This is a genomic window from Agrococcus sp. BE272 (genome assembly GCF_031457935.1).
Classification (GTDB): domain Bacteria; phylum Actinomycetota; class Actinomycetes; order Actinomycetales; family Microbacteriaceae; genus Agrococcus; species Agrococcus sediminis.
The window spans coordinates 785,180-799,984 of the sequence record NZ_JAVDXL010000001.1; the positions used below are offsets into that span (position 1 = coordinate 785,180).

A 14,805-nucleotide genomic window follows, 5' to 3' on the forward strand; every position below is an offset into this window, starting at 1 on the left:
ATGGCCAGACCGAAGCACAACATCCTCTCCCCCGGGTCGATCGCGCGGGCTGCGCTGCGGCAGGTGGCGGCGAACGGCGACTTCACCATCCCCGGCATCGCCAAGCTGCTGGGCGTGCACCCGTCGTCGCTCTACCACCACCTGCCCGGCGGACGCCTCGCGATCGTGCACCGCATGCGCGAGGAGCTCTACGCCGGCGTCGACCTCGCGCCGCTGCTCGACCCCGCCGTCGCACCGCTCGACCGGCTCGCGCGCTGGATGCGGTCGTACCGGGATGCGACGGCGCAGGTGCCGACGGTCGTGCCAGTGCTGGTCGGGGCGCCGGTGGAGGACGCCCGCACGCTCGAGATCTACGAGGCGCTCTTCGTGATCCTGCGGGATGCGGGGGTGCCGGAGGAGGCGCGCGTCGCGTTCTCGGCGATGATCGACGCGGTCGTGCTGGGGTCGGCCGTCGACGCGGCATCGCCGTCGCCGCTGTGGCGCATCGAGGGGCACGAGGTGCCGGAGCTGCGGGCTGTCGCGGCGCGGGGCGACGATGCGGGGCGTGCTGCGGCCGGGTTCGAGCTGGCGGTGGCGACCGTGGTGGATGCGGTGGGGCGGAGCGCGGCGGGGCGCTGACTCGCAGCGCGCCGCCGCGCTCCGCGCACGGCTGCGGCTGGCCTCAGCCCTCGGCGTGGAAGCTGACCGACGCGGGGCCGCCCGCCTCGAGCGCCTCGCTGATGCGCTGCTCCTCGAGTCGCCGATCCATGCCGATGCAGAGCACGAGGTAGGCGACCGCTCCGACGACGAGGCCGACGAAGAGGGCGATGTCGATGCCGCCGATCGCCTGCGCGATCGGACCGACGAACCACACCGTCGAGGCGAACGGCACCATCGCGAGGATGCCGATCGCGTACGCGGTGAGTCCGCGCCAGCCCCAGGTGCCGTAGACGCCGTCGACGCGGAACATCTCCATGATCGCGTAGCGGCCCTTGCGCACCAGGTAGTAGTCGACGAGGTTGATGCTCGTCCACGGCACCAGCACGTAGAGCAGGATGACGAGGAAGCTGCCGAAGTTCGCGAGGAAGTCGCCGGTGCTGAAGAGTGCGCCGGCCATGCCGGTGAGCGCCACGGCGGTGCAGGCGATGACCCGCACGCGACGCGTGGCAGCCAGCGGGCGGAACGAGTCGATCACGGTGATGCCCTCGATCGACGCCGCATAGATGTTCACCGTGATGACGCTGATCAGGCCCGGCAGCGCTGCGATCAGCAGCCACGTGCCGGAGCCGGGCAGGATGCCGTCGGCGGCGGCCGCGACCGCGGCGATCGGCGAGGCGTCGGCGAAGGAGGCCGCCACGAACGCGCCGAGCACCATGAGCCAGGAGGCGCCGACGAAGACGCCGGCGTAGGTGTAGAACGTGGCGGCGGCCGGGCTCGTGCGCGGCGGCAGGTAGCGCGAGTAGTCGGACACGTACGGCGCCCAGCCGAGGCCGTAGCCGGCGGCGCCCGCGAACTGCACGAGGAAGGCCGGCCACGCGAAGTCGCCGAAGCCGAGCTGGTCCGCCGGCAGCGGCAGCACGAAGATCGCCGCGACCGAGAAGACGCCGAAGGTGACCAGGAACAGCAGCGTGAGCCACTGCTGCGTGCGGTGGATCCAGTGGTAGCCGACGACGGCGAGGGCGAGTGCCAGTGCGGTGATCAGGACGTACCAGAGCTGCGGCGCATCGACGCCGGTGGTCGTCGTCAGCACCTCGGCGGCGAGGATCTGGTTGAAGACGTTGAAGCCGACGATGCTGAGGATCGTCACGAGGCAGATCACCGCGACGCCGCGGTAGCCGAACTGCGCGCGCGACTGCAGCATCTGCGGCAGGCCGAGCTGGGGTCCCTGTGCCGAGTGGAACGCGGTGAAGATCGTGCCGACCGCCACGCCCAGCACGATCGCGAGCACGGAGGTGCCGAAGGTCGCGCCCATGGCGACGCCGAGCATGCCGGTGGCGAGCGTCGTGAGGTTGGCGTTCGACATGAACCAGAGCGGGAAGAGCGAGGCGACGGAGCCCCGCCGTTCCGACAGCGGCACGAAGTCGATCGACTTGACCTCGATCGCCGACGCCGCGCGGGGAGCCGCGTCGGGCGTCGCCGAGGTCGTGCTGGTGGTGATCATCGGAGGGGCTCCTCAGTGTCGTGGCGCGGGCCGAGCTCGCCGTAGAGCTCCGGCCGTCGGTCGCCGATCAGGTCGTTCCGCTCGCCCGCACGGGCATCGGCGGGGATGGGGATGGTGACGGTCGCGGTGCGCTCGTCGGCTGCGGCGATCCAGCCGTCGCCATCGATGACCGCTGTGCCGCCGGTCCACTCGATGGAGCGGTCGGCCCCGTGGTGGTCGGCGATCACGATGGGCAGCCGCGACGATCTCGCCGCGGCCATGGCCTGGATGAGCTCGGGCGCGCGCTCGCCCTCCGGGCGCGGCACGAGCGGCCACGCGACGGGCGCGGCGAGCAGCTCGGCGCCCGCGAGCTTGAGGGCGCGCGGCACCTCGGGGAACTCGATGTCGTAGCAGATGGCGATGCCGAGCCTGCCGATCGGAGTCTCGACGACCGGCGCGGCCGCATCGCCGGCACGGAAGAGCAGTCTCTCCCCGCCCCACAGGTGCGCCTTGCGGTAGGTCGCGAGCACTTGTCCGCCGGCGATGACGGCCGCGCTGTTCGCGACACCGCCCTCGACGCGCTCGGCGAAGCCCACCACGAGCACCGTCGTCGCCGGCAGGCCGTCGGCGAGGGCCAGCAGGCGGGGGGCGTCGGCGCGCATGGCGCACGACTCGACCTGCGCGGCGTCGACGAGGGCGTAGCCGCTGGTCGCGAGCTCGGGCAGCACGATGAGCGATGCACCCGTCCTCGCCGCGTCCTCGATCGCGAGCCGGCACGCCTCGAGGTTGTCTGCGAGCGCGCCGGCGCGGATGCGCGGGCTGCGCACCGCGACCGGCAGCGTGCGGATCATGCCGAGGTCCGGCCCATTCCGGCCGTCGCGGCCGTCTCGCGCAGGGCATCGAGCCGCAGCGTCGCCGTGTCGCGGTGCGCGGCCATGCCCTCCGACTGCGAGATCGTCGCCACCGCCTCCGCGAGCTCGGGCGTCGCCTCGCGCGAGATGCGCTGGTAGGTGAGGGCCTTGAGGTAGCGCGAGACCGACATGCCGGCGGTGTGCTTCGCACCGCCCGCGGTCGGCAGCACGTGGTTGGTGCCGGCCATGCCCTTGTCCGAGTAGGCGACGGTGCTCCAGCGGCCGAGGAAGATCGAGCCGTAGTTGGTGAGGGCTCGGTGCACCGCGTCGTCGTCGTCGGTCATCACCTCGAGGTGCTCGGGTGCGAGGTCGTCCATGATCGCGATCGCGGTCTCCATGTCGTCGGCGACGATGACCGAGCCGTGGTCGCGCCATGCGGGGCCTGCGATCGCCTCGGTCTCGAGCGTCGTCAGCCGGCGCTCGATCGCGCGGATCACCTCGGCGCCGAGCTCGGCGGAGGTGGTGACGAGCGCCGCGGGCGAGTTCGGCCCGTGCTCGGCCTGGCCGAGCAGGTCGGCAGCGACCCAGTCGGGGTCTGCGGATGCGTCGGCGAGCACGGCGACCTCAGACGGCCCGGCGGGGAGGTCGATCGCGACGCGCCCGTACAGCGCGCGCTTCGCCTCGGCCACGTAGGCGTTGCCGGCGCCGACGAGCATGTCGACGGGCTGCTCGTCGAGGAGTCCGAAGGCCATCGCCGCGAGCGCCTGCACGCCGCCGAGCATCCACACCCGGTCGACGCCCGAGACGTGCGCCGCGTAGAGGACGGCGTCGTTGGGCTGGCCGTCGGGCTGCGGCGGCGTGCAGGCGATCCGGCGCGGCACGCCCGCCTCCGCGGCGACGCCGAGCGTCATGAACGCGGAAGCCGTGAGCGGGAACCGCCCGGCCGGCAGGTATGCGCCGACGCTGCCGACGGGCACGTAGCGCACCCCGGTCACGAGGCCGGGGACGGGCTCGACCTCGAAGTCCTGCAGGTGGTCGCGAGTCGCGCGGGCGAAGGCCCGGGTGCGCCGCGAGCCGAGCTCGATCGCCTCCCGGAGTGCCGGGTCGAGCCGGTCGCCGCTCGAGGCGACGCGCTCCGGGGCGACCGCGAGGTCGCCGGTCGTGCCGTCGAGCCGGGCGGCGTGCCGGCGCACCGCGTCGAGCCCCTCGCGCTCGATCTCGCCGAGCATCGTCGCGACCGTCTCGACCACCGCGGGATCCCGCTGCGCTGCGGGCACGTCGAGCCCCTCCTTGAGGAAGCGGAAGCGGCCGTGGAGCGTGGAGCGGACGTGCTGAGTGAGGCGCATGCGGCGAGCCTAGGCGTCTGCGAACCATCGGACAACGAGCGATGATCCAGCGCAATGCATAGGATCGTCCTATGCATCTGTCACAGCTGCGCTGCTTCCTCGCCGCCGCGGAGCTCGGCACGTTCACCGCAGCGGCGGAGGAGCTCGGGCTCACGCAGCCGTCGGTCTCGGAGTCCGTCCGCCGGCTCGAGCTCGACGCGGGGGTCGAGCTCTTCGCGCGCGGCCCTCGCCGGCTCGCGCTGACGGGTGCCGGCGAGCAGCTGCTCCCCTGGGCGCGTCGAGCGGTCGAGGGAGCGGATGGCGCGGGCGATGTGCTCGACCGCGTGCGAGGGCTCCGCGGCGGCGTCGGCAGCTTCGGCGTGCTGCGCAACGCCTCGTACTACCTGCTCTCCACGCTCGCGGAGCGCTTCCACCGCGCGCACCCCGGTGTGCGCATCCGCCTCGTCGGCCAGAACACCGCTGAGGTCGTCGCCGCCGTGCGGGCCGGGACCCTGGAGGCGGGGCTCGTCGTCCTGCCGATCGACGACGAGGGGCTCGAGGTCGAGCCGCTCGCGCGCGACGAGGTGCTGTGGGTGTCGGCCGACCCCGCGCGCGCCCGCCGTGCCATGACGATGCAGCGCGTCCCGGAGCGGCCCCTGATCCTCTACGACGCGCACTACGGCGACCGCGATCCGACCCGGCGCCAGCTGGCCGATCGCGCGCAGGCGCACGGGCTGCACCTCGAGCCCGTGATCGAGGTCGAGAACGTCGAGACGGCGCTCGACCTCGTCGCGCGCGGCATCGGCGAGACGCTTGCGGCCCGGGCTGTGCTGCGACGGCGCGACGACCCCGAGCTGCACGCGGTCGCGTTCGCCGAGCCGATGCACGATGTGATCGCGCTCGTGCGACGCCGCGGCAGCGTGCTCAGCCCGGCCAGCGCTGAGCTGAGCCGCATGGCGGCTGCGATGCTGACAGACGGCGGTCTCAGCGCGGCACCGGCCTAGGGCCGGCCAGCTCGACGCATCTTCAGGCCTCGGCCGGCAGCGGCTCGTCGCACTCGCGGCAGCGCGCCGCCGCGGGCACGACCATGAAGCAGTTCGGGCAGGTCGTCTCGCGCATCGCCGGTCGCGGCGGCGTGCGCGTGGGGCTGCTGCTGCGCGGCGCGCTGCTGCGGCTGCTCGCGCGGCGCTCGCGGCGAGCGGGTGCCGGCGCGAGCAGGACCGCGCTCCCGCCATCGGCAGGCATCTCGGCCCCGAAGAAGCGGTAGCACGCAAGGCGGTCGTCCGCGGCGGCCCGCTCGCGCGTGCGCTCATCCGTGCCGCTCGGCACGCCCGCGTAGTTCTCGTCGATGCGGCGCTCGGCCGTGACGCACAGCGACGTGAGTCGCGGCTCTCCGCGCTGCTCCGCATCCGTCGCCACCGCGCCGAGCACACGCGCGATCCACTCGTCCACCGGCTGCTTCGTCGTGATGCCGGTGCTCGCCTGGATCCGCGCGCTCAGGTCCTCATAGGTGATCCACGCGCCGTACTCGCGGGCGGTCTCGACGAGCACCTCGCGGGCGGCCGGCCACCACTGCCGCACGGCGTCGGCCTGCGACACGTACTTGCCGTTCGCCAGCTCGGGCATGGGGGTCCTCCTCGGTCGTGCGACTGTGCAACCGTATCGACGCCGGCGGCCGACCCGCGCCAGACCGAGCGCCCCTTCGGCCGGGATCGGTCGGCCAGAACGCTGCTGGTGCACGCCGTCGCCGCCCCCTACAGTGTGGCTACCTGCCTGACGACCCGAGGCGGTTGCGATGCCCGTTCCCTCCAGCGACCCTCCGGCTGCCCGCACTCCCAAGGCAAGTCGTGGCCTGGCACCGGGTGCCGGGAAGGCAACTCACCTTTCGGACGCCGTCGGTCCGCAGGCGACTCGGCCGCGGGGTCGTCGTGCTGCAGCGATCGCTGTGGCAAGCGTGCTCGGCACCGCGATCGCTGGCGCGGCGGCCACGGCGCTCATCACCCCGGCGCGCGTCGATCAGCTGTTCGCGATGCTCGGCGGCGCGACGTCGGGCCAGTCGGCTCCCGAGGTCGAGTTCAAGACCGTGACGGACACGGAGGGCGCCGTCTCGCTCGAGATCCCCGCCGACTGGATGGTCGTCGACGCCCCGTACGACTTCGCGACCAGTGGCATCCGTGAGCCGGGCGCGTCCCTGCTGGCCGGCGATGGTGTCGGCGACGGCAGCGACTGGGGCGAGCCTGCGATCTACGTCGGGGCGTCGACCGCGACGGCCGCCCGCTACGGGTTGCCGGAGGCGACGCCGGCGGAGCGGACGACAGCCCTCGGTGCGCTGGCCGAGGAGCTCGACTGGTCGATCGACCAGTGCCTGCATGCGACCGACGACCTGGCGCTGCCGACCGGCTTCGCAGGCGTCTCGACGAGCTGGGACAACTGCGCGCAGACCGACGGGATGCGACTGTGGGAGATCTACGCGAGCTCCGAGGACGGTGCGGTGTTCCTGTTGGTGCAGATCTTCCTGCCGCCCGGAACCGATGCCGCGCTCGCGCACCACCTGATCGAGACGCTCACCGTGACGAGGGCCGAGATCCCCGAGTCGGTCGGTGCGTCCATCAGCCCATGACGCCCGGAGACCCTGTCAGTCGATGACCCCGTCGCCCTCGTACCCGACGACCACGCGGCTCTCGAGCAGCGGGATGATCTGCATCTTGCCGATCGACGCGAAGTGGGCGCTCTCACGGTGCGCGGCGAACGCATCCGGGTCCCTGAAGACCTCGACGATCGTGAAGACGTTCGGGCGCTCGAGGTCGCGGGCGACCGAGTAGGAGATGTTGCCCTCCTCCGCGCGGCTGGCGGCGGCCAGCTGCGGCAGCAGCATCGCGACCTGCTCGGTCGCGTCGGGCTTGGCGGTGTAGGTGGCCACGGCGATGCAGTGCTGCGTCATGCGTCGACTCTGCCAGCGATGATGCGCGCGGGGGCCGGCGACATGCGCCGACCCCCGCGCACCCAGGGGGCTAGAACCAGCCGAACAGCACCGGCAGGTACGTCACCCCGAACAGGAACGCCAGGCAGATGCCGAACCACGGCAGCATCGCTGGGATCGCCTGCGCCCAGTGCTCGAGCGGGCGCGCCTGCCACCGCGCCGCAGCAGGCCACCGCGCCGAAGCATGCCTCGCGCGGCGGCGAGCACCAGCACGGCATAGCCGGGGATCCAGACGAAGAGGCACCCGATCGCGATGAGCGTCAGCCACCCGAACGACCGAAGCTTGGCGAGCACTGCGACAATCGGCGCCGGGAGCGTGACGATACCGCCGGTCGCCATGAGGCGGGGCTCGAAGGGCTACGTTCGAGTGAGCGTAGGCGGCGGCGGCGCGTGCCGCTACGGGGGCTCATGAGACGAACATGGCGCGTGGCGCCGTGCTCGGGCTTCCGGGATCGCTCAGCCCGCGTCAGCGCTGCACGTTCAGACCGAGGCACTCGGAGAGCCGGCGGGCGACGTCCTGCGGCCCGGCGATCGACTCCCACGATGCGGCGAGATCGCGCGCGGCGAGCAGCACGTGCCGCGCGGCACCGACACGGATCTCCGGCTCGAGCGTCTCGATGTCGGCCACCTTCGCCGCCCCCACGATGCGCCGCGACATCTTGGCCGCAGCGAAGAGTGTCGATTCTCGAAGGATCTCACCAAGCCGGCGCTCGACGAACTCCTGATCCCAGAGCCGACGCTCCGACCAGTTCGTCGAGAGTCGACGGTATTCCTCGGTGAACGCCTCCCACGTCTCGTCGAGGAGACCGATCGCCCACATAGCGCGCTCACGATCGCCGAGCGCGTCCGCGCGGGCCGCCGCGAAGGCGTAGTTCGCCCAGAGCGCCCCGATGTCGAACGCGACCGGCCCGTAGAAGGCGAACTCCGAGTCGAACACCTTGACTGAGTCTGCCGCGGTGCCGCCACCCTGAGCGCGCACCATCACCGAACCGGTGTGCAGGTCCCCGTGGATGAGCGCCTCCGTCCTGGTCATGAACCGCCACTTCGCCTCCGCCATCGCCCCGCGGAAGACCGCGTCGGACGCCAGGGCATCCGCGTCCGGCTGATTCTCAGGCAGCACCGCGTTGCGCCCGATGTCGAAGGACGGCTCCGTGAACACGAGATCCTCAGTGATGACGCACAGCTCCGGGTTCTGTGTCGAGGCGATCTGCTCGCTCACCTCGACTCGGTCCAGGCCGAGGACGGACGTCCCCACCGCGACGCCCGCGACATACCGTCCGAGCGCGTCCGCGACGCCGGAATGCCTGAGACCGTGGTTCAGCGCATCCCGCCACACCCGGTGGTCGCTCAGGTCCTCGAGCGCGAGCACGTGCTGCTCCGGGTCGTAGGCCAGTACCTCGCACACCACGTTCGGTGCGAGCGCGTGGTGCGTCTGCAGGGAGTGTGCCTCGCGCTGTGCGCGCTCGGGCGTCATCGGCCACCCGTCTCCGACCATGCGCACATAGGGCAGGGCCTGCTTGAGGATGATCCCCCGCCCGTCCTTGTCCACGACATGGAAGACGAGGTTGAGATTGCCGTCGCCGATCTCCCGCACGCGCGCGACCCGACGGACGTCGATCCGACTCCTGAGCTGGTCGTGGTCACGGACATAGTCGACGACCGTCTGCTCCGTGAGGAACTCATAGGGCTCTGCCTTGACGTCTGCGCTCACAGCGATGACCTCCGTGTCGACGTAATGAGTGGGCTACCGGCTAGGTCGCCGGCTGGTACCGGACCTTGCGGGTGGACAGAGTGAAGGAGAAGAGCAGTGCGACGATGAGCACCACGCCCTTCGCGGTGTCCTGGTGGTAGTACTGCGCACCCATCATCGTCATGCCCGTGAGCACGATCGCGATCAGCACCGCCCCGAGCAGTGTGCCCCACGCGTTGGGCTTCGCGAGCCCGAGCACGGAGGTGCCGACGAGCGCAACCGCCACCGCCTCAAGCAGGCTCGACGCACCAGCGTTGACGTCGCCCTGACCGATGCGAGCGACCAGGATGATGCCTGCGACGGAGGCGAACATCGACGAGACCACGTAGGCGGCGCCGCGATGCAGCCCGACCCGGATCCCCGCGAGTCGCGCCGCCTCCGGGTTCGCTCCGATCGCGTAGAGGATGCGTCCCCACGACGTGCGCGAGAGCACGAACCAGGTCGCGATGACCAGCAGCAGCATGATCGCGACAGGGATCGGCACCGGCCCGATCGCGCCGCGGTCGATCGTGAGGAACGTCGGGTCGAACCTCCCGGGCGCCGTGCGGCCGTCCGGCAGGATCATGCCCGACGAGACCGACTGACCAGAGACCGGGATCAGCTTTGCGCCCTGGATGACGAACATCATCCCGAGCGTGGCGAGCAGGTCTGGGATCTTGCAGACCACGATGAGGAACGCGTTGACGAGGCCCACCGCGAGTCCGGCGAGCAGCACAAGTGACACAGCCATCGTGCCGGTGAGGTTAAAAAAGACCATCATCATCGCCGCCAGCTGCACACCGAGCCCAGCGACTGCGCCGATCGACAGATCGAGCCCGCCGACGATCATGCTGAACATGACGCCGAGGCCGAGGATCGCGGTGACAGACGCGAACTTGAGCATCGAGAACATCGCGTTGGGCGTTGCGAACGCCGGCTGCGTGAGAGCGAAGAACGCGAACGCCCCGATCGTCACGGCGATGAAGCCGTACTTGACCACGACCTCTCGAATCCGCACGCCGCTCGGCACACCACCGGTGACCCTGCTCGCTGTGATGCTCGTCATTGAACGACCTCCGTCATGCTCTTCACGATGTCTTCGTTGCGCACCGCCGAGGCGCGGGCGTCCAAGGTGATCCTGCCCTCGACCATGACGACGATGCGGTCGGCCATCTCTCGGACCTCCTCCACGTCGCTGCAGATCATCACGACGCAGGAGCCGTCGGCCGCTTGCCCACGGGCTCGTTTGGCGATCTCCCGCCGAGCACCGATGTCGACGCCGCGGAACGGCTCGTCGAGCACCAGGATCTCGGGGCGCCGCTGCATCCAGCGCGCGACCATGACCTTCTGTTGATTGCCGCCGGACAGGGCATCCACAGCCTGCTCGGGCCCGCTCGTGACGATGCCGAACTCGGCGATCGCCTGCTTCGCGCCTGTCGCTTCACGGCTGCGCTGCATCACGATTCCGCGCTCGAAAGTGCGGAGGAAGGGCAGGGTGAAGGTGCGGGTCAGCGACCAGCCGGGCAGCATGCCATGTGCCGCGCGATCCTCGGGTACCAGGTGGACGCCATGGCGGATAGCGGCCTTCGGCGACCGCGGAGCGAAGGACTTGCCGTGGAGCAGCATCGTCCCTGGGCGCACCTGGCGCACACCGAAGAGATGCTCGGCGAGCTCCGTCTTTCCGGCTCCGACGAGCCCGATGATGCCGGTCACCTCACCGCGGCACAGTTCAAGGTCGATGGTCGGCCCTTCAGCGAGCACTTGCAGGTCGCGCAACTCGAGCGCGACCTCCGTCCCCTGCAGCTCGTCGATGGCCTCTTGATCGTGGATGACGCCCTCGCCCAGCATCGCGGTGACCGCGCGATCCAGGTCGACCGGGCGGTGCTGCCGGTCGACGATGCGCCCATCCCGAAGGACCGCGATGTCGTCCGCGAGCGCACGCACCTCGCCGAGCCGATGCGACACGTAGAGGATGGCGACGCCGCGATCGCGCAACGCGCGCACGAGCTCGAACAGGCGATCGGCCTCGGACTTCGACAGCGTCGAGGTGGGCTCGTCGAGGATCAGCACCTTCGGCGTCGTCGCGAGCGCGCGCGCAAGCAGCAGCATCTGGCAGTCCGCGATCCCGAGCTCGTGCACGTCCTGGCGCAGGAAGGCATCCGACCAGTCGAGGTCGAGCGTGCCCGCCACCTCGCGTGCCTTGGGCAGGATCGAGCGGAGCGAGCCGAAGCGGCTCGTCGTCCCTTGCGCGATGGCCTCGAACACCAGGTTCTCCGCGACGCTCAGGCCGGGGACGATCGCGTCGTCGATGCGCTGGTGGACCGTCCTGATCCCGAGGCGCGAGGCGGACGCGGGGCTGTCGAGCGAGACGGGCGCACCCGCCAGCATCACGTCGCCTCCGGACGGAGCGTGCACACCCGCGAGCACCTTGATGAGCGTCGACTTGCCTGCCCCGTTGGCGCCGAGCAACGCGGTGACGCGGCCCGAGTGGAGCGCCAGGTCGACGCCCTTGAGCACCTCTGTCGGACCGAACCGCTTCGTCAGGTTCGCGAGGGCGAGCGCAGGCACGTCGGCGCCGGCTGCATCTGTCTCCATGTGTCTTCTCCGTCGTGTGTGGACAGGGCCTGCGTCGAGTCGGTCTCGCGGCGGTGGGGGTGGCGACTGGGCGCCGCCCCCACCCCCATGAATCAGAACTCGACCGAAGGGATCCAGTCGGCGCTCGAGACGTCGGAGAGGTTCAGCTCGGGCTGGGCCGCGCGCAGATCCTCCATGTTCTGGATGTCCTGGTCGCGGAGGGTCTCCTGCGTGACGAGGATGGGCGGGAAGTCGACCGTCATGCCGTCGAGCTCGCCGGCCATGTGGAGCGCGAGGGTGCGGAGCACGGCGGCACCGATGGCGTTCGGGTCCGTCGCCCCCGTGGCCACCCAGCGGCTGCCATCGGCCCGCATGAGCTCGATGTCGGCGTTCGAGATATCGGCGCCGTAGACCAGCACGTCCTCCGTGCCGCTCACCTGATCGAGGCCGGTAAGCGTTCCCTTGGTGAACTCGTCGTACGGAGCGTAGATCGCCTGGATGTCGGGGTTCGCCTGCACCGCCGCCGTGACCATGGGAGCGCTGTCGCTCGCGGTCGAGTTCGTGAACGCACCCGTCTGGAACGCCTGCTGCCAGCCGTTGTCGGCGACGTACTCCTGCCAGACCGTGTGGCGCCGGTCGAGCGGGGCGATGCCCAACACGTTCACGTAGCCGACTGCGGCATCGGCGCCGACGTCCTCCAGCATGCGGTCGAGCACGAGTTGCGCCATCACCGCGTCGGACTGCTGTGTCTGCACAGCCTCCGGTGCGCACTCCTGGATCTCGACGTCGTAGATGATGACGGCGATACCCTGCTCGATGGCGCGGTTGACGCCCGGGCAGAGCGTGTCGGGGAAGCCGTGACGCACGATGATGCCGTCGACGCCCTCGGAGATCGCCTGGTCGAGCTGCGTGGCCTGCGTCGCGTTGTCGCCCTGCGCGTCGTACACGCTCAGGTCGACGCCGAGGGCCTCGGCCTGGCGGCGCGTGCCGTTCAGGTACTGCTGGAAGTAGTCGCCCTGGCCGGACTGCTGGACGATGGCGAGGCGCACGCCGTCCTGGTCGAACGGCGCGGGGGCGTCGCCCGTGGCCTCGCTGACTGCGCCTGTGTCTGCCGGCGCCTCACTCGGCGCCGCGTCCCCTTGCGTGCAGCCGGCGAGCATGAACGCGAGCGCCCCTAGTGCGACGATCGGGCCTGTCCTGCTGGTGAATCGCATCATTGCGTTTCCTTTCGTGCTGGTGGTGCAGCGGCCCGGGCTAGTCCCGGGTCGTCTCTGTCATGAAGAGCGGGACGTCGGCATCGCTCGGCTCGACCACGCCGCGCTCCGTGACGATGGCAGCGATCAGATCGTGCGGAGTGACATCGAAGGCGGGGTTGAACGCGCGCACGCCCGGAGCTGCGACGCTCACGCCCCCGAACTGCAGCACCTCCGCGTCGGATCGCTCCTCGATCTCGATCTCGTCACCGGTCGCCGTGCGCTCGTCCACCGACGAGTACGGCGCGGCCACCACGAAGGGAATGCCAGCTCGCTTCGCGGCGAGCGCAACCCCCACCGAGCCGATCTTGTTGGCGGCGTCGCCATTGGCCGTGATGCGGTCCGCGCCGATGACGGCGAAGTCGACCAGCCCGCGCAGGATCGTGCTCGCCGCAGCCCCGTCGCACTGGACGACGTGGTCGATCCCGTCGCGCTGCAGCTCCCAGCTCGTCAGGCGGACGCCTTGCAGCAGCGGGCGCGTCTCGTCGACATGCACCATCTCGAGACGCCCTCGGTCGTGCAGCTCCCTCAGGATGCCGTAGGCCGTACCCCACGCGCTCGTCGCCAGCGCGCCGGTGTTGCAATGCGTGATGGCGCGGAGCGGCCGGTCGCCGAGCGTCGCGAGCAGCCAGTCGGCGCCGAGCCGCGACAGCTCGCGGTTCGCGGCCTCGTCCTCGCGGGCGACGGCGTGGGCCTCGAGCAGCACGAGCTCCATGCCGCCGCCGCGCACGGCGTCGACGCGGCGCGCGCCCCACGCGAGATTGACGGCGGTCGGTCGCGCGTACGCGATTCGCGTGATGGCGTCGGCGAGGTGCTGCTGGTCCCAGCCCTCTCGCGCGGCCTGCTGCATGGCGATGACAACGCCGTACGCGCCCGCAGCGCCGAGCGCCGGAGCTCCGCGGACCGCGAGCCGCTGGATCGCGTCGATCAGTTCGTCGACGCTGCTGATCTCCAGCATCCGCTCCTCGAGCGGGAGGGCAGTCTGGTCGAGCAGCCGCAGCACGCCGACGGCGCCGTCTGGCTCGATCCACTCGATTGCTCGTGCCACGGTCGACCCTCCTCGGTCGGTTGCGCGGATGGCCTCCGCAGGTGCGACCGTAGTCGTTGACTGACAACTATGTCAACGCCTGTCACACTTCAAGCAGAAACGGTAATGTGAGGCGCATGATCTCGGCGCGCTGTCGTCAGCGAGACGCCACGGGGAGGCGGCCATGAAGCAAGGTTCGCGAGTGGAACGGGTCGCCGACGGCCTCCGAGCGGCGATCGCAGGCGGGGAGTACGAGACCGGGGGTCGGCTGCCGCCGGAGTCTCAACTCGCCGCCCACTTCGAAGTCTCGCGACCGACCGTACGCGCCGCGCTGCGTGAGCTCGAGGCGACGGGACTCGTGCGCACGCAGCACGGTGTGGGGAGCTTCGTCGCCGACGCCCCCGCTGTGACCGCAGGACTCGAGCGACTCGACTCGATCACCGAGTCGATCCGCGGCATGGGTCGCGAGCCGGGGATGCGCTACAAGAGCCGCACAATTCGACCGCTGATGCCGGAAGAGGCCGCTCGTCTAGGCACGACCGCCGATGCGATGGCTCTCGAGTTACGACGCTCGATCCTCGCCGACGGCGAGGTCGTCGCCTACTCCTACGACCTGATGCCGATCGGCGTGTTCCCGGAGGGCGAGGATCCGGACGTAGTGCAGGACTCCCTGTTCTCGTACCTGCGTCAGGAGCGCGACCTCCACCCGCACCACGCGGTCGCGCGGGTGCACGCCGTAGCCTCCGACCACATCGGGTGGGACGTGCCGGCCTCGCAGCCGCCCCTCTACGTGCTCCTCGACCAGGTGCACTACGACCGGGACGAGACGCCGCTGCTGTACTCGCGGACGTACTTCCTCGAAGGCCGGTACGAGTTCACGATCATGCGGCGCCCGTAGCCCGACCTAAAAGGTTTACATCCACTCGTCTCTTCCTGCTACGTTGTCA

The 14,805-nt window shown here is 70.7% G+C and carries 14 protein-coding genes and 1 pseudogene; 5 read left to right on the forward strand and 10 right to left on the reverse strand.

Features of this window, described 5'->3' with window-relative positions; genetic code table 11:
- Positions 1-618, forward strand: a complete 618-nt coding sequence (locus tag J2X49_RS03815; protein WP_310122744.1) for a TetR/AcrR family transcriptional regulator C-terminal domain-containing protein — start codon at positions 1-3, stop codon at positions 616-618.
- Positions 619-661: 43 nt separating this feature from the next.
- Here the strand turns inward: J2X49_RS03815 and J2X49_RS03820 are convergent, their stop codons facing one another.
- From J2X49_RS03820 to hisD, 3 genes are read right to left on the reverse strand one after another with little or no spacing between them, the layout of a single operon-like run.
- Positions 662-2,140 carry a cytosine permease gene (locus J2X49_RS03820; protein ID WP_310122746.1) on the reverse strand — a complete coding sequence of 493 codons (1,479 nt, stop codon included), beginning with the start codon at positions 2,138-2,140 and terminating at the stop codon, positions 662-664.
- Complete coding sequence (locus J2X49_RS03825; RefSeq protein ID WP_310122749.1) at positions 2,137-2,970, reverse strand: nitrilase-related carbon-nitrogen hydrolase; 834 nt, start codon at positions 2,968-2,970, stop codon at positions 2,137-2,139. The genes J2X49_RS03820 and J2X49_RS03825 overlap by 4 nt, the downstream gene beginning before the upstream one ends.
- Positions 2,967-4,316 carry a histidinol dehydrogenase gene (gene hisD, locus J2X49_RS03830; protein WP_310122752.1) on the reverse strand — a complete coding sequence of 450 codons (1,350 nt, stop codon included), beginning with the start codon at positions 4,314-4,316 and terminating at the stop codon, positions 2,967-2,969. The genes J2X49_RS03825 and hisD overlap by 4 nt, the downstream gene beginning before the upstream one ends.
- A gap of 71 nt (positions 4,317-4,387) precedes the next feature.
- Between hisD and J2X49_RS03835 the strand changes: the two genes are divergently transcribed.
- A complete protein-coding gene (locus J2X49_RS03835; RefSeq protein ID WP_310122755.1) occupies positions 4,388-5,299 on the forward strand; it encodes a LysR substrate-binding domain-containing protein in 912 nt (303 codons plus the stop codon).
- 22 nt (positions 5,300-5,321) lie between these two features.
- Here J2X49_RS03835 and J2X49_RS03840 read toward each other — a convergent pair whose 3' ends face one another.
- On the reverse strand, positions 5,322-5,921 hold the full coding sequence (locus J2X49_RS03840; RefSeq protein WP_310122758.1) for a hypothetical protein: 600 nt from the start codon (positions 5,919-5,921) through the stop codon (positions 5,322-5,324).
- Positions 5,922-6,090: 169 nt separating this feature from the next.
- Between J2X49_RS03840 and J2X49_RS03845 the strand changes: the two genes are divergently transcribed.
- The gene (locus tag J2X49_RS03845; RefSeq protein WP_310122762.1) at positions 6,091-6,915 is read left to right on the forward strand and encodes a hypothetical protein; all 825 of its coding nucleotides are present in this window, start codon (positions 6,091-6,093) and stop codon (positions 6,913-6,915) included.
- A gap of 15 nt (positions 6,916-6,930) precedes the next feature.
- On the opposite strand, the gene J2X49_RS03850 is transcribed toward J2X49_RS03845, so the two are convergent.
- From J2X49_RS03850 to mtnA, 6 genes are all read right to left on the reverse strand, one after another.
- Entirely contained in the window at positions 6,931-7,236 is a 306-nt protein-coding gene (locus tag J2X49_RS03850; RefSeq protein ID WP_310122765.1) for a putative quinol monooxygenase, read from the reverse strand.
- 505 nt (positions 7,237-7,741) lie between these two features.
- Positions 7,742-8,986: an S-methyl-5-thioribose kinase gene (mtnK, locus tag J2X49_RS03855; RefSeq protein ID WP_310122768.1), complete on the reverse strand. Its 1,245-nt coding sequence runs from the start codon at positions 8,984-8,986 to the stop codon at positions 7,742-7,744.
- A 40-nt stretch (positions 8,987-9,026) separates the two neighbouring features.
- Positions 9,027-10,070, reverse strand: coding sequence for an ABC transporter permease (locus J2X49_RS03860; RefSeq protein ID WP_310122771.1), 1,044 nt, complete (start codon positions 10,068-10,070; stop codon positions 9,027-9,029).
- Positions 10,067-11,599 carry a sugar ABC transporter ATP-binding protein gene (locus J2X49_RS03865; protein WP_246993056.1) on the reverse strand — a complete coding sequence of 511 codons (1,533 nt, stop codon included), beginning with the start codon at positions 11,597-11,599 and terminating at the stop codon, positions 10,067-10,069. Before J2X49_RS03865 ends, J2X49_RS03860 begins: the two co-directional genes overlap by 4 nt.
- Positions 11,600-11,691: 92 nt before the next feature.
- Positions 11,692-12,795, reverse strand: coding sequence for a substrate-binding domain-containing protein (locus J2X49_RS03870; protein WP_310122775.1), 1,104 nt, complete (start codon positions 12,793-12,795; stop codon positions 11,692-11,694).
- A 37-nt stretch (positions 12,796-12,832) separates the two neighbouring features.
- Positions 12,833-13,879 carry an S-methyl-5-thioribose-1-phosphate isomerase gene (gene mtnA, locus J2X49_RS03875; protein WP_310122777.1) on the reverse strand — a complete coding sequence of 349 codons (1,047 nt, stop codon included), beginning with the start codon at positions 13,877-13,879 and terminating at the stop codon, positions 12,833-12,835.
- A gap of 163 nt (positions 13,880-14,042) precedes the next feature.
- On the opposite strand from mtnA, the pseudogene J2X49_RS12935 reads away from it, so the two are divergent.
- Positions 14,043-14,237: pseudogene (locus J2X49_RS12935) on the forward strand (winged helix-turn-helix domain-containing protein); the annotation flags it as partial.
- A 27-nt stretch (positions 14,238-14,264) separates the two neighbouring features.
- Positions 14,265-14,756: a GntR family transcriptional regulator gene (locus tag J2X49_RS03880; protein ID WP_310122779.1), complete on the forward strand. Its 492-nt coding sequence runs from the start codon at positions 14,265-14,267 to the stop codon at positions 14,754-14,756.
- Positions 14,757-14,805: the final 49 nt, after the last annotated feature.

Excerpts from the sequence above, each read along its gene's own strand:
- J2X49_RS03815 (WP_310122744.1), top strand. The coding sequence starts at position 1 with ATGGCCAGACCGAAGCACAACATCCTCTCCCCCGGGTCGATCGCGCGG.
- J2X49_RS03820 (WP_310122746.1), bottom strand. The coding sequence starts at position 2,140 with ATGATCACCACCAGCACGACCTCGGCGACGCCCGACGCGGCTCCCCGC.
- J2X49_RS03825 (WP_310122749.1), bottom strand. The coding sequence starts at position 2,970 with ATGATCCGCACGCTGCCGGTCGCGGTGCGCAGCCCGCGCATCCGCGCC.
- hisD (WP_310122752.1), bottom strand. The coding sequence starts at position 4,316 with ATGCGCCTCACTCAGCACGTCCGCTCCACGCTCCACGGCCGCTTCCGC.
- J2X49_RS03835 (WP_310122755.1), top strand. The coding sequence starts at position 4,388 with ATGCATCTGTCACAGCTGCGCTGCTTCCTCGCCGCCGCGGAGCTCGGC.
- J2X49_RS03840 (WP_310122758.1), bottom strand. The coding sequence starts at position 5,921 with ATGCCCGAGCTGGCGAACGGCAAGTACGTGTCGCAGGCCGACGCCGTG.
- J2X49_RS03845 (WP_310122762.1), top strand. The coding sequence starts at position 6,091 with ATGCCCGTTCCCTCCAGCGACCCTCCGGCTGCCCGCACTCCCAAGGCA.
- J2X49_RS03850 (WP_310122765.1), bottom strand. The coding sequence starts at position 7,236 with ATGACGCAGCACTGCATCGCCGTGGCCACCTACACCGCCAAGCCCGAC.
- J2X49_RS03860 (WP_310122771.1), bottom strand. The coding sequence starts at position 10,070 with ATGACGAGCATCACAGCGAGCAGGGTCACCGGTGGTGTGCCGAGCGGC.
- J2X49_RS03865 (WP_246993056.1), bottom strand. The coding sequence starts at position 11,599 with ATGGAGACAGATGCAGCCGGCGCCGACGTGCCTGCGCTCGCCCTCGCG.
- J2X49_RS03870 (WP_310122775.1), bottom strand. The coding sequence starts at position 12,795 with ATGATGCGATTCACCAGCAGGACAGGCCCGATCGTCGCACTAGGGGCG.